At 43.1% G+C, this 14,775-nt stretch carries 9 protein-coding genes and 1 pseudogene; 4 read left to right on the plus strand and 6 right to left on the minus strand.

Annotation, left to right across the window (positions count from 1 at the left end; genetic code table 11):
* Positions 1-169 precede the first annotated feature (169 nt).
* Both SCIP_RS00465 and SCIP_RS07460 read left to right on the plus strand, forming a co-directional pair.
* Positions 170-2,422 (plus strand): AAA family ATPase, encoded by a 2,253-nt coding sequence (locus SCIP_RS00465; RefSeq protein WP_040590386.1) that lies wholly within the window; start codon positions 170-172, stop codon positions 2,420-2,422.
* A 632-nt stretch (positions 2,423-3,054) separates the two neighbouring features.
* Positions 3,055-4,238, plus strand: a pseudogene (locus SCIP_RS07460) (IS1249 family transposase).
* A gap of 486 nt (positions 4,239-4,724) precedes the next feature.
* Here SCIP_RS07460 and SCIP_RS00475 read toward each other — a convergent pair.
* The 4 genes from SCIP_RS00475 to SCIP_RS00490 form a co-directional block, all read right to left on the minus strand.
* On the minus strand, positions 4,725-5,771 hold the full coding sequence (locus tag SCIP_RS00475) for a PfkB family carbohydrate kinase (protein WP_006292527.1): 1,047 nt from the start codon (positions 5,769-5,771) through the stop codon (positions 4,725-4,727).
* A 9-nt stretch (positions 5,772-5,780) separates the two neighbouring features.
* Positions 5,781-7,229, minus strand: a complete 1,449-nt coding sequence (locus SCIP_RS00480) for a purine-cytosine permease family protein (RefSeq protein WP_040590388.1) — start codon at positions 7,227-7,229, stop codon at positions 5,781-5,783.
* Positions 7,230-7,308: 79 nt separating this feature from the next.
* A complete protein-coding gene (locus SCIP_RS00485; RefSeq protein WP_006292529.1) occupies positions 7,309-8,307 on the minus strand; it encodes an ADP-ribosylglycohydrolase family protein in 999 nt (332 codons plus the stop codon).
* Positions 8,291-9,142, minus strand: a complete 852-nt coding sequence (locus SCIP_RS00490; RefSeq protein WP_040590390.1) for a GntR family transcriptional regulator — start codon at positions 9,140-9,142, stop codon at positions 8,291-8,293. Before SCIP_RS00490 ends, SCIP_RS00485 begins: the two co-directional genes overlap by 17 nt.
* A 310-nt stretch (positions 9,143-9,452) precedes the next feature.
* Here SCIP_RS00490 and SCIP_RS00495 point away from each other — a divergent pair, with 310 nt between their 5' ends.
* Positions 9,453-10,577, plus strand: a complete 1,125-nt coding sequence (locus tag SCIP_RS00495; RefSeq protein ID WP_006292531.1) for a glycerol dehydrogenase — start codon at positions 9,453-9,455, stop codon at positions 10,575-10,577.
* Positions 10,578-10,897: 320 nt separating this feature from the next.
* Here the strand turns inward: SCIP_RS00495 and SCIP_RS00500 are convergent, their stop codons facing one another.
* The gene (locus SCIP_RS00500; RefSeq protein WP_144427343.1) at positions 10,898-12,418 is read right to left on the minus strand and encodes a hypothetical protein; all 1,521 of its coding nucleotides are present in this window, start codon (positions 12,416-12,418) and stop codon (positions 10,898-10,900) included.
* A gap of 129 nt (positions 12,419-12,547) precedes the next feature.
* Between SCIP_RS00500 and SCIP_RS07465 the strand changes: the two genes are divergently transcribed.
* The gene (locus SCIP_RS07465; RefSeq protein ID WP_050752354.1) at positions 12,548-13,300 is read left to right on the plus strand and encodes a C40 family peptidase; all 753 of its coding nucleotides are present in this window, start codon (positions 12,548-12,550) and stop codon (positions 13,298-13,300) included.
* A gap of 10 nt (positions 13,301-13,310) precedes the next feature.
* Here SCIP_RS07465 and SCIP_RS00515 read toward each other — a convergent pair whose 3' ends face one another.
* A complete protein-coding gene (locus tag SCIP_RS00515) occupies positions 13,311-14,711 on the minus strand; it encodes an HAD family hydrolase (protein WP_081442787.1) in 1,401 nt (466 codons plus the stop codon).
* Positions 14,712-14,775: the final 64 nt, after the last annotated feature.

Genomic DNA, 14,775 nt, shown 5'->3' on the forward strand with positions numbered 1-14,775 from the left:
GACAGGACATCCAAATGTATGAGATTAAGGTTACTTAAGATTATTTATCTAGATTCTGGATGTGGTCGGCATGAGCTAGACTAACACTTATCGATTTAAAAATCTTGCCATCGTCCTATTCTTATAGTTCATAGAGTAGTAATAAACAGCGGTGAGGAAGAACGCTAAAATGATTCAAGAATTTAATAATGTCTCTAGAAAATCTTTTAAAAATTATACATCAAAAGATTTGAACCTTCAACCAGTGAATGTAATATTTGGAATGAACGGCTCTGGGAAATCTGCACTTGCGGAATGGCTTTATGATTCATCGCGCACAGACACGCAACTTTTTAATACTGATTATGTTGAGCGGGAAATTCGTGTACGTAGTTCAATTAATGGAGTTCGTCTTATTGTAGGTAGTGATATTGAGGAAACTGAAAAAGTTGAAGAAAAAAGAAAAGAAAGAGACAAAATAAAAAAAGACATCGCCGGGATTGAAAGTGAAATGGAAAATGCGAAAAATTCATTGGCTGACCGGATTCAAGAAATTTTTACAAAAGAAAGTAAGAAATTTAACAATATTAAGATTCGTCAGAAGCCGAATCTTAAAGTACAACCTCATGTTGTATTTGAGAAGTGGAAACAGGAAGCCAAGAACGGTGAAGATTTATCAGAGGATCAGGATATTTCGGGTAATGATGATATTGAACGAAGAATTGATGCTTTGAAAACACGATTTAATGAAGCACCGCAGCCTTTTGAGAAAGAGGATATCGAATTAGTCCAAAAAGAACTAATCACGCAACTATCGCGTATTGTAATTAAACCACACGAGGAGTTTACTCAGAGCTTGTTGGATTGGTTATCGAGTGGTAAAGAATTGCATGACCAAAATGTAGAGAGACAGACTTGCAAATTCTGTGGTAATGAGTTCATTACAAGAGAAGTTTTTAAACGAATTGAGAATGCAGTCAGTGCTGAGTATTCACAGTTTTGTCAAAAGTTAAATTCTTTGAGTCAAGCGTTAGAGCGCATTAAAAAGTCTTTTACAACGATTACTCAAAAAAAAGAGATGAATGATAGTGATGAATCCTCTTTGGAAAAGGAGATAGAGTTCTTTCTTAACGCTCTCTGTGAAAAACAAAAGGACACGGAGACGCCAATCAATTGTGATTCATCTAGAGTAGAGCGGCTCATAAAATCTTTGTATAACACCCAGGAAGGCATTATTGGAAGCAGAGATAAAATCAAAAGGGATATAGATAACTGGGAGGATAAGCTAAAGCATCAAGAAGATTTAGCCAAAATGCATATTGGCCGTTCTATTAGCTCTGACGCAGTATGTGTAAATAATTATAATAACTATATCGACCGTCACGATTGTCTGGTTCAGAAAACTGAACGACTTGATTCGTTGAAAAGAGATATTCAAAATTACAAATTGCAGAAAAGTAATCTCGGAGAATTTGAAAAAATTGTTAATCATGTATTCGAGCAAGAGGGGATTCCTTTTTCCATAATAGTTGATGATACGGGTCATAGTTACACACTTGTGTCTAAAGAAGATCCGCTATCTAGCACTAGAGCGCCTATTACAGCTAATGATTTGAGCGAAGGTGAGATACGTCTTCTTGGATTTTTACATTTTTATCTCTCATTATATGAAGGAACTAAAATAAGGAATAGCGAAAAAGAAAAAATTAATCTACAGCAGTTTTCTCCAACAGTTGATACAATTGTTATTGATGATCCTGTAACCAGTCTTGACCTTAATAATCGTTTTACTTTACTAGAGATAATTAATAAATTATCAAAACAGGTAGTTGATCAACACAAACAATTGTTTATCCTCACTCACTCGCCATTTGACTTTAATGATTATGCTTTTCACTGTTCTAAAGACAATAAGACTAGGCTTAGAATATATAAAGATGAAAATGGTAATAGCGTTATTGCTAGGTACGAGCATGATGTGTTTAATAACTATTATCATGAGCAATTCAATTTTGTTATGCAATTTGCGTTGGATGGGAAGGAAAATATTCAATTAATTGAAAATCCGGTAAAATACGCAAACCCGATGCGATTCGTTTTAGAATCGCACGCAAGGACTCATTATGGTATTTCTGATTTTACACAGAAGAATTACGACAAAATAAAAGAAAAATATTTGATTCCAGAAGAATGGAATAAAGATGAAATAATCAATGCCATAAATCTGATAAATGAATTATCGCATGGACTTTCATTTATGGACAGTGGTGCTCAAGCGATGTCGACAAGGAGTGTTCAAAAGGCAATCCGTCAATTAATCTGTGTTCTTTACAATAAAGATCCACAACATATTGAGTCTTTGTATCAGCCAACGAGCAAAAGGAAGTGGAGCAACGCAAAGAGAAGTATCCAGGAATGGAGCCAAGGTCTAGTTCAGGCGTAGGACGTCGTGGGCTATAGTGCAGTCCATTTTTTGTCCCTAATGCTTCTCGCTCATACAATCAAAACCAACCAATGCAAAAAGGGCTATACCAGCAAGCTAACAATGATCTATCGTTTATCGTTGTTGCGAGTACAATTATTGCCGCGAGTGCCTATTGTTACTATAGTGACCTACCGATGAGCCACCCCCTGCACTTTAAAACTTATATAAGCTGTCAATCGCTAAGGCGTGGAATGCTCGACTCCTGCATTGTTGGCATCTTTTTCAATGCTGTGGACGCATGTAGGAAACTGTCATGTGAAATAGATCTGCCAGATCTATCTCTATTCTGCCAAATCCGGCTCTATCGTTGCGAAGGAGGGCCAAGGTATTTACCTTCTTGGATGCCATCAAAACCAATATCGGCTATATCGTCTGGTACGCGAGCATGGAAAGTAGCCAGCGCTCGTAGAGTACTGATTGCAACTGAATTAGTTATGCAAAAATTGGGTATCCGGAAGAATTGTGTGTCTTTATTTCGGGGTTTGGGTTGGAATGACGGGCGAAACTGGGTGTAGTTAAGCTTTTGAGGCTTGTTCTTGGGTGTGTTTGACTTTCTTGGTAGACTGTGTTAGTTGCGGTTTGCTTAGTGTATGGGTCGTAAGAAAAGCACACGCAAGTGTCCTATCTGTCAGCAAACTGGGATGAAAAGGAACGGGGTAATATCCTCGGGAAAGATCCGGTGGCGGTGCACGCAGTGCGGAGCATCGAGTAGTCGTCACAGGCCAGATGTCAGTCAGAAAGCCGTGTTCACAAGTTTTCTTGACTGGCTCATGGGGAAACTGTCAACCTCAGGTTAGTTCTTCTTTTACAGAACGGACGTTTAGAACACGAATAAGCTGGTGCTGGCAGGTGAAGCCTCGTATTTCTATGACCGGGGAAATTTATAATCAAGTCCAGATTGATGGAACCTCTTTACCGTATGGCTGGTGTCTTCTGGTTGCTCTAGCCCAGGGCAAGGTTATCGCGTGGCAGTGGTGTGATAAAGAAAACAAGAACGCGTACCACGCTCTTTTTTCCAGGCTTGCCAACCCTCTTATGGTGGTTACGGATGGGCATGCTGCAGCACTAAGTCAAATCAGTAACTGTTGGCCGGATACTCGTGTTCAACGCTGTCTCGTGCACGTTAAACGTACCATTCGAACCTGCACGAGCATGCACCCACAACTGCCTGCAACACAAGCACTCTGGGGTTTAGCTAAACAGCTTGTTACTGTTCGTACGATTGAAGAATCGACCTACTGGTTAACTCTTCTGCACAAGTTTTATGAACAGTTTGCTCCATGGTTGAACGAGAAAACATGGCGCAGGAATACTCTTCCCGGTGATATTGCTCACTGGGTGAAATCCACCCAAGAATGGTGGTGGACTCACTACAACGCTCGACGAGCGTATAAAACCCTGGAAAAACTTGGCGTAGGAAGGAACCCTCTTTACCTTTCTCGATCCTGAGCTCATCGCACAAACTCACGAGAATCTCGCTTCAACAACAAATGCTCTTGAGGGTGGAGTGAACGCGCAAATCAAGAATCTCGTACGATACCACCGTGGGCTGTCTGAAGATCATATGAGACGAGCGGTGGAATGGTGGTGCTATCTGCACTCACCGAATCCCCAAGACCCAATCAGCCTCATCCACCAAACAGATCTAAAACTACACAAGAAACAAGAAACCATAGAACCAGAAACCGGACCAGCACATATTGACACCGGAATAGACCTCACCCACACGGACTACCTACCCGGAATCTCTATCAGAAAAGGACACGTAGGCTAAACACACCCGAAATAAAGACACACTTTTCTTCCAGATACCCCAAAAATAAGCTGTCTAATTTATCGCCTGACCGCAGCAGTCTACTCGTGGCTACTTCGGCATTCTGGCTAGATCATTCGTAAGAAATACAAGCGTCAAGAGTTAAATTCTTCCTTTAAGCATGAAAGCTTTTCCTCCTGGGTTCTTCTCTCTGCAGTTGATGAGTCAATCGTGTTATTCACCCGTTTCGTGGGAGATTGTTGCAATCAGTTAGGAAAAGTATGGCTTATCAAGCTCATATATTGTTACACCGGTAATTTCGTTTCGGTTGATATGCAGTGACCCGGCAGAAAGATTTGTTGTATAAGGTAGGCGTATAAGGCAAGTGTTGGAGCAAAGAGACATAGAAAAGAGACATAAAAATAAGGTGGCTGAGTTAGAGATATCTAGAGATACCTGGTGCCAACCACCGTATTGTTTTATAAGTAGGACATTATTTCTGAATGGCTATTTTGTTTTCATTAGGGATTGTGCTGCCTCCTGACACACTTCAAGGCTTGGACAGGTTGCGGGGCCATCCATCGTGGTGGATAAAGCACCTGCACAGTTTGCTAACACTAAACTCTCATATAACGGTCTTCCAAGAAGAATTGAAGCGCAGAGTGCTCCAGAATGAGCATCTCCAGCGCCATTTGTGTCGATTGGTTTTACCTGAAGAGTTGGAATAAACTGGACACTCGACTCAGAAGCCATAGCTGCGCCGCAGTACCAAGCACCCTTTGCTCCTGCTCTAAGAATTACTGGTGTATTAAGGTAACGGGAAAGAGCTGAGCATTGGTGGGAATAGAAACGATTATCATCTTCTGCCGGAGAAAGATTAATACTAAATCGTTTGCACAAGATTGTTGCCTCTCTTTCGTTCACTGACCAAAGAAGTTTAAGGTTTTGAAGAGTCTCTATGCAAGAGTCCTCGATATCTGCGACCATTGGACCAACATCAAACAGGGTGGTACCAGCCCAGCCTTTATTTTTTCTGGCAAAACGCTCGATAGCTTCACGGTTGCTCTTGTGAGAGAATGAATATCCGCTAAGATACACTACATCACCTTCAGACAGATTAATTGATTCATATGTTTCAGGAGGAACCATAGTTTCTGCCCCGCGAGTCGAGACAAAAGTACGTTCGCCAGAAGGTTCAGTCATGGCTACGCAATAGCCTGTATCTATATTGGGCAGAGTTGGCCCTAACGTTTTTACTCCGATTTTATTTAGGGCTTCGACAGCCTTGTCAGCCATTGGTCCCGTTCCCAAAGCACCCATATATACCGCAGGCGCGTGGAACCGCCGTATGGCAGTGAGTACATTGTAACCGCCGCCAACACTTATATCGTTACTAGTTGCAAAGATATCCCCGCCTCTTTCTGGCAGATGATCAATGTGAAGAGTCAGATCTACGATTACCTGTCCTAAGTGAAATACGCAAGGAGCGTGCGGAGAGGGAACAGCTTGTGCAGCACTTGGCTGTAATGGAGCATCATGAGTTAAAGAATTCATGAGTAACCACTAATCCTTAATTGTTTGACTTGTTTGTTTTAATCCGCCCAGTGCGGCGTAAAGAATGCCTGAGAGGAGTAGGGAAACTATCCAGGCAAGACCATTTTTCCCAATTGTGGTTGAAGCTAGTGGTCCAGAAAACCAAATCTCATTTTTTGAAACTTGTGCCGTTACAAAAAGGAAACCAACGATAATTGCGGCCAACCAACTGATAAATGCTGGTAAATTGATTCCGTGCCAATACCAATACGATGATGTAGGAGTAAGATCAAGCAAGCCATCAGGGTCGTATTGCTTTCGTCGGATCATATCAGTCAGGAATATTCCTGTCCAAGCGCTCAACGGAACGGCTAAGAGAGAAATAAAGGTTACAAAAGGACCATAGAATCCACTTGAGCCGAGGGTGAAGTACAAAGCTCCGCTGGTAGTTACTACAACATCAAGGATAACAGCATAAACACGAGGAATTCTGAAACCTAAAGTAATTGTAGTTAATCCCGCTGAATAAACTGAAAGGTTATTAGACATCAATAATCCTGCGAAAGCTGCTATGAGATAGGGTATTGAAACCCATGCCGGCAGCGCCATGCGTACTGCAGCGACAGGATCTGATGCAGTCGCAATTGATGAGTTTCCTGCGGTGAGAATAATTCCAAGACCAATGATTATGGTTAGGGGAATCCCTGCTCCAGTGGCAGCAACAAGAATCAATGAGTGAGATGAGACAGATGTTTTTTGGTATCGTGCCATGTCAGCACCAGAATTAACCCAACCTATACCTGTACCGGCGGCGATTGTACCGATTGCAATTAAGAAAGCACTCAACGATCCAGGTTTATTGCTTATAAACGATGCCCAATTTACTGTAGTAGAGAGGTATATTGCAACAATCAGAGTGAGAGCTCCAAAAATATATGTAGCCCATTTCTGTACTGTTAGTATAAATGCATGTCCTGCAACTGAGACAATAACCGTCAGCGCAACAAAAATTACAATGCAGAAGAAAGTTAGTACTGGTATCTTCTTTGCTTCTGCAGGAGTTCCAAAAATTATTGCGCTTAGTGACAAAAGTGCGAATGCACCAGTCATTGTATTGACAGTTTCCCATCCAAGGCGTGAAAGCAAAGCAACCAAGGTTGGGCCAATATTGCCTCGTACACCAAAGATTGCGCGAGATAAGGTGAGAGATGGTGCCCCGCCATGTTTACCCGCGACAGAGATGAGTCCAACAAGCGCGAAAGAGCCGAATGATCCTAGAATTGCCGCAAGTAAAGCTTGCCAAACATTAAGACCAAGGGCGACTAATGTTGCGCCAAGGGGTATCCCAAGAATAGAAATATTTGCAGCAAACCATACCCAGAATAACTGTGCAGGATTGCCATTGCGTTGATCCCTCGGAACTGGCTCAATGCCTCGTTGCTCAACACGGGAAAGAATCCCACCACTCTTCGTTGGCATAATATCTCCTTTGATTATTGTCAGATCATGTTTAAGTTATTAAGAGTGTGAAAAAGTGAAAATATTTTTTAAAGAAGTATTATTTTCTTAGCTTTAATAAAGCAATAGCTAATGGTTCAAAGTTGAGTTGTGACACCTCCTTAACAGTTTGGACACTATCTTTTGGAAAGGCCTGGTCGCCCAAACAAGAGCCAAGCATTGCTCCGGACATTGCAGCAATGGTATCTGTATCTCCGCCCAATCCAGCAGCAGTATACAGGGCAGTTGCAGGTTCGTCAGCATATCTCCAGGTGAGCGCGAATGCCGCAGGTATGGATTCATTAGCTTCAACGGAAGTTCCACATTCATTATGCAAGAAGTCAAAAAAAGCAGAATCTGAATCCTTGGCAGCGTGCGTGAGAGCAACTTTTGTACGAGCAAGGACATTCGCTTTTGGAGTCCATGCTCCTCTTTCAGGGAAAGAGTCAACTGTTTCTAGGCTTTCCGAAAGATTGTTATGAACAGCACCACCTTCAATTCCATAGCTCACTGCAGTTGCGATTAAAGCTGCACTACAGAATCCATTAGTTGTATCGTGAGTGACTCTGCAAGATTCGTATACTCTATCTGCAAACTGTTCTAGATTTTTTAGAGAATTTGCAATGCCTACAGGCGTAACGCGCATAGCTGCACCGTTGGTGGTACCCGTCTTGCCTGTTTTTGTAATATCTCCCCCATTGCGCACTTGTTCAAGAGCTAACTTTGTGGAAGGTCCGAGTAAATCAAGTGATCCTTTTGCTCTCATATCATCTTCCCATTTAAGGAGAGTCGTAGCAAGAGATAGGGGATCAATGTGACCCTTACCGGTAATTATTAGTTGGCTAATAAGAATAGCCTGCTCTGTATCGTCTGTTATGGATCCTGCTGGAGTAGAAGGGGCAATAGGTTGGTAGGGGACAGCTTTATTAAGCCCGTGTATAGCTCCATATGCTTTTATTATGTCACTATTGCTCATACTTTGAGTCGGCATTCCCAGTGCATCGCCTAAAGCAAGGCCTGTCAGTGCGCCGATTGCTCGATCCTTAATTGATGGTGTCATTATCTCTCCTAAATTCGGTGTGTAGGGAAAAATGCTGAGGGTTGAGGTAAGAAACAACGTATTCGACAAGATCCTCATTTTCATTAAAACTTGCTTTACTAACAATAAGAAAATTATCTTTATCGCTTGCTTCCAACTGTTGTCTGTATTCTTCTGGAGCAAGCCCAACATGTGCATCCTGTACTCCACTCACTGGGACCATTCCTGCAGCTTGCATAGTAAGTGAAATAGAATCTCCTAATAATCCATGTTCCATGATCAGATCAAGAATTCTGTTTACTGGTAAAACAGAGATCTCAATAGAAACGGGGATGATCTTTTGTGCTGAATATGGAGTCTTATTTCTCTTGATTATTCTTCTTCGGACAATGCGATAGACATCATTTTCGACGCCATATGCGCGTTGCAGCTCTTCCGACGCAGGTTCGCGTGTACAAGATATAACTTCTGCCACAGTAGGAGATCCAGCCTGTGCGCTTGCTTCTGCCCAACCTTGCGGATTCTCCATGCTATGACCGTGGTATGAAACAAAGCTTCCAACTCCGGGCTTGGTAACGACCAATCCTTTTTCTTTGAGGATATCCAATGCATTGCGCATAGTTCCTCGAGCAACTCCATGTTTGTGAGCTAAATCGAGTTCAGAGTCCAAACGATCGCCATCTTGGAGTATTCCTTTTAGTATTTGCTGCCCTATGTCTTCTGCAATTCGCTGGGATTGTAATTTTCGGTGCCCAGATGCATTCTGGGAAACTGGCCGGATCGAATTTTCGATAAGTGAATCAGAATCAATGATTCTACTCGGTGAATTCAAAGCTCCATTACTTTTAGGTTTCATACTTTGCAGTATAGTACCTGTTCATAAACTTGTCAATTTCCAGTATATTTAAGCAGTAGCTTAATTTCTGCAAATTTCTTTGGAGAAAGAAGCATGTCTCCGAGACCAATGGTTATCGGCCTATGTACAATGGAAGTGGTCAATAAATACATTAAAAAAGCATTGATCGTTAAAAACTGGTGGGAAACATCGATCTTCGGGTTTTATCACTGAAATTTCGACGCAATACCGAAGTTGCCGAAAATCAGTTATTAAGGCTTGACTATCGTTGTTTCTCCACCATTTATGTTCGCTTTCAAGGAGGAAAATCATGCGCACAGTTTTATGCTCACCCGGAACATATGTTCAGCAGGAGGGGGCCATCAAAACTCTGGCTGCTGAGTATGCAGCCGTCAGTCCATCTGAAGGCAGGAACGGGGCTTATATCATCGTGGATTCGGTAATTGATGGACTCTATCATGATGATATTGTGTCCAGTTTTACTTCCGGGTCAGATGACGGTCAAGCCACGCATGTCAAGTATAAGCTGGTTCTTTTTGGCGGTGAGTGCTCTGATGCTGAGATTCAGAAGCATGTAGCACAGCTGGAAGATGCGGATACGGTCATCGGAATTGGCGGCGGCAAAACGCTGGACACTGCAAAAGCTGTTGGTTACTACGGCAAGCGTCAGGCAATAATCGTTCCCACGGCTGCTTCCAGCGATGCCCCTTGCTCCCGGTTGTCTGTTGTCTATACAGATGACAGTCAGTTTGATCACTACCTTCCGCTGCCGCAGAATCCGGCGATGGTGCTGATGGATACAGATTTAATTTCCAAGGCACCAGCCCGCTTTCTCATTTCTGGCATTGGTGATGCTTTTGCGACCTACTATGAGGCTGCGGCTTGTGTTCAATCCAGCGCTATTACGATGACCGGCGGTCACGCGACCAATGCTGCTTTTGCGCTGGCTACCCTCTGCCACGATAATCTTCTGGCAGATGGAGTCAAGGCTGTGTCTGCAGTAAAAGCAGGCCTGAGGACTAAGGCAGTCGAAAACATTATCGAGACCAATACTTTGCTCTCGGGTTTGGGCTTTGAGTCCTGCGGCCTTGCGGCAGCACACTCGATTCACGATGGTCTTACTGCTCTTCCGGAAACACACTCTTACCTGCATGGAGAAAAAGTCGCCTTTGGGACCTTGGCACAAATGATCATGGAAGATCGATCCCTGGATGAATTAACAGAAGTCTACCGCTTCTTCCGTGCAGTTGGTCTGCCAACTAACTTCAAAGGCATTGGTATTACAGATGTTTCCGATCAGCAGCTCCTGCAGGTCGGAGAGCTTGCTTGCGGTCCTAACGATACCATGGCTAATATGCCCTTCGCAGTTGAACCGATTGATGTTGCTCATGCTCTCCGTGCGGCTGACGCTCTTGATTCTGTGATTAAGGATTAAAAATAGATTGATGAAAGAGTAAAGAGGCAACGGTATACGGAGGCTGAAACTGTCTCAAACTATTTCAGGTTCTAACAAACAGATACCTTAGATGCCTCTCATTGGTTCTTGAGATAGATGTCTCTGGCGGCGCAAGGTAATAATTATGCATCGCCAGAGACATCTTGGTCCTCAACGGCGGTAGTCTCATACTTCCAGGGTCGGTGATCCAACTTTAGATTTAGCCAGTGCTTCAGCACTTTTCAAGGTTAATTATTCAGGGTTATTAATTATTGTTGTAGCTCCCGCTGTTCTCTGCTTCTGGCTTGAGTTTGACTGAATTAATGTCTCCGTTTGATTGTTAAATATGCGGGATCATTGAAGATAAAACTCAAATAACGTTTACACATCTCGTCATATCGAGATCGATAAGAAGGGTTTATGTCAAGATTTTCCAGGAGAGCCAAAAAATCACAGAGCTGTAGCTGGTCTTCTTGATTGCTGACAAAATAAGTTTGGTTTTTCTGCCGAGTGGCTCTTCCATTTTCCTCTTTCTCTGATAGAAAAGCCATCAGTTCTTGAGAAGAGAAAGCTATCAGAGGGATGGCTCTGATACCGTGTTTCTTCGCTGTTTCTTTGGGCCGATAAAGAAGCTCAACGGGCTTACTAATCAAGCTGGGAGTAGTATTAGGCACTACAAGAGCACAATTCTTGATTTGTGTATACAAAGCATCAGCCTTATCCTGCAAGCCCGCCTGCTCTAGCCAACGTAGGAAGAAAAGGGCATGGGATTCTTCCAGCTGCTTCTGTTCTCTTTCTAACAGAGCCCATGAATCGTGGACTCTTCTTGCTGCTTGAAGTGTCTTATAGATAAGAATATAAATGATCAGATGAATAATAGTTCCAACTATGGTAAGGATTATATATTTTCTTTGCGCAGGTTCTGCTGTAACTTTTGCGTATGATGATTCACTGATTATAAGTACCCATTGAGAAAGAAGATCTACAGGTATCACAACGGCGAGTAGCATAACTACTTGTATGATGGTTTCTGCCCGATTAGGTTTTGAGAGAGCTCTATTTTGCCAATTATTTAATATAGTTAAGTCCATAAAGTTGCCTAGAATGAACAGAATGAAGATTCCCACTACTATAATGTATGGCAGGTTGCTCAGTAGAGAAATCTGATATTGAAAAGAAAAAATTATTTCTGGCAGAAGTGTGAAAAATAAATAAAGAAAAAGCAATGCAATAACTTTTAGTATTGCCCAAGTATTGGGTGAAAGATATTTTCGTCTATTAACTTCACTATCTCCTTCTAATACCGATTTCTTATAGAAGGCTGCATAATCTTCTCTTCTCTGTTCGCAGTTGTCTAAGGGAGTGCGTGAAAAATTAATCTGTAATGAAAAATAAAATATCGCTGAAAATGCACAACAAAGCCCACCACAGTAAACAATGCTTGTGGGATAGTCGAAACAGGAGAGAAGGTCAAACAGTACAAAACCCATAAAGAAAGCGGCAAAAGAATCTCCCCAAAACAGGAATGACAGGTAATCGTGTGAATAAGGGTTCTCTTTGCCATTAAAGACAATTGCGATAAGGATACCTACAAGTATGGCTAAAATGGCAACGAAAAGGCTGGGAAGTTGATTAATGTTCGCAGTTTTCTGTGAGTGCGGAATGAATGAAATAGAATTAGAATAGCTAGGAAAATTATCAATTATGATTCTTGCAATGTAGCCAAGACTGGCGGACAGTGCTGTAAGGAATAATGAGGTTACGAGTCCCCGTGATTTTGCTGCAGATACCGTTTGAGGGAGCTTTGCATATTGTGGCTTATTTTTATTGTCAGTATTCAATTTGTACACCTCCTTCATTTCTCATCTTTATCACTTAATATTATAATTATATTTGCCTTAATGGTAAATTTATTCGATATAAGGCAGTCTTTTGCTGCAGATGATAGTGAGGTTATGCGAGGTAACACTATGAGCAACTCGACCGCAAAAGCGCCTTGTTTAGGCGAAGATACTTCAGCTGGGCGCTGGCAGACAGTACAGCTGGCTGATCTGAATGATGGCGACCTGCTTTTTGTTGCTGACCCGAGCGGGATGGGACAGGCTGTTCAGAAGTCAACCGGGCAGTTCAGCCATGTGGTTATATATTTCAAGGGATATGTCTATCATGCAGCCAGTCGGCGGGGTGTTGTTAAGGACCGTATCAAAGATTTTCTTGCAGAATTTGCCGGAATAACTGAGGCTGCTGAAATCTTTGGAGCTGACGGAAAAACCGGGACCGCCGGAATAACTGGAGTTACCGGAGCCACCAGATTTTTTGAATGCTCGGGAATACCCGATCAAGTGGATTCGAATCAGGTTGGAGGAGTAGATCATTTTCAAGCTGAGCACCGACTATGCGCGGTATACCGATACCCCCAGATTGACGCTGTTTCTGTTCGGCGGCAGGCGGAGAATCTCCTGGGCCAGCCCTACAACCGCACTTTCTTACCTGATGGACAGGGATTATATTGTTCCCAGTTTATAGCCACTATTCTGCCGATTTTTGACATGATCCCCATGCGTTTTGATGACGGGAGCGGCAAAGACAGTGCTTCGGTTTCTGCCTACTGGCAGGATTACTTTGCCGATTTGGGTATATCTGTTCCGGTTGGACAGCCAGGGACGAATCCGAATCAAATTGCGGCGTCGCCTCAATTGGTCTTTGTTGGGTGGCTTCTCTAGAGGGGAGCTATTAAAACTCGCTGACGGTGGTTGTATCTGGACTGGGACGCTGGTTTGCCTGTTGCTGGTTGCCATCCTCAGTATTATCATCTTGTCCACTGGCCCACTGCTGCTCAACGGCGGAAATGAGTTTCTTGGCCTTGGCCTGAGCTTGATCGCCCAGATCGCTCAATTGTTCCTGCAGGCGCCCAATACTTGTCTGGTAAAACTCCTGAACGTCAGAATCGTTAAGGATGAACTGAACTTGGAAATTTTCACTGGCAATTTCCAATAAATGCATCAGCTCCTGAGATGACCAGCTTGAATATTTATTCATATTTCTGATCAGGAAATGTGTCGTTCTGAAATTCCTGCTGTCTTCCAGAGCGTTAATCAGATCCTGTCTTTCCTCAACCTCATCCTCAGTCCTGGCGTAGTAATCGTCGGCATCCTGCTGATCTTCTACAGTCTGAGATTCAAGGACTTCGTTCGCCTTGGTCCGGTCAATAATTGCCTTGACCAGGTGATCCAGTTCGCTGCCATCTTCATAATCTGCCTCAGCAAAGTAGCGGATTCGTTCGTCCCTCATCATCTTGTAAACTTTTTGCTTTGCTTCGGATTCATTCTCACCGTCTTGTACCTGATAAACCCCAATGGAATGGCCGCCGGAAGAATTGATCACCCGCATACAGGGGACGTCAGTATCGCTGTCACCAATGTAAATCATGTTGCGGAAGGGAACTCGGATATCCTTCTGAGCGGTGTGATCATTCACCGCAGGATCATTGACGTCTATTACGCCTTTCTCAATCCTGAACAGGAACTGAGTTTTGTTGGTAAAGTTGATGACCTGAGCTGGCCAAACTGCAACTCCATCGGCATCGTAATAAAAAGCGCTGGCGAATACGGCTGTAAACTCGTTAAAAATAGGGGTTCCTTCTATCATCTCCCTCAGACCAGATGAGATGATGTAATGTTCCACAATTATTCCGCGCTCTTTCCCATACTGACGGATGCGGCTAAACCAATCCCTGACGCCGGGAAAGAGATCTACTTTACTGCCATAATCTTGTAGCTCCTGCCGAGTAAAAAGCATTTTCCCGTGGGCCATCTGTCTCATCTGATACATCCAGGCCAGATTTTGATCCATCTGGTGGTCTTTTGCCAGTTGATTGGACTTGTTCCAGAATTCCTTGATACTGGTTGCCGGGGATGAAGGCGCAGTGTTGTCGTCGGAGTTTTCTTTGGCTTCCTCTTTGAAATCCGGGTTTTCAACTGCATTATTTTTTGCTTTTGCATTTGCATCCATGACCTTCTGTATGAAGCCTTGAGCCTGCATATCCGTGGGAGACAGTGTTTTGTCGAAGTCGTAGCAGATTGCCAGCACCGGCTTATCCTCTTTAGGCAGCCGGTTGAACTCATTTTCTTCCATAAGATTCGTCCTCTTCCGTGATGTAATACCAGGTACCTGGATTTGTAAGAATCTGTCGAGGCAA

It is taken from the genome of Scardovia inopinata JCM 12537, from assembly GCF_001042695.1.
In the GTDB taxonomy this organism is placed as follows: domain Bacteria; phylum Actinomycetota; class Actinomycetes; order Actinomycetales; family Bifidobacteriaceae; genus Scardovia; species Scardovia inopinata.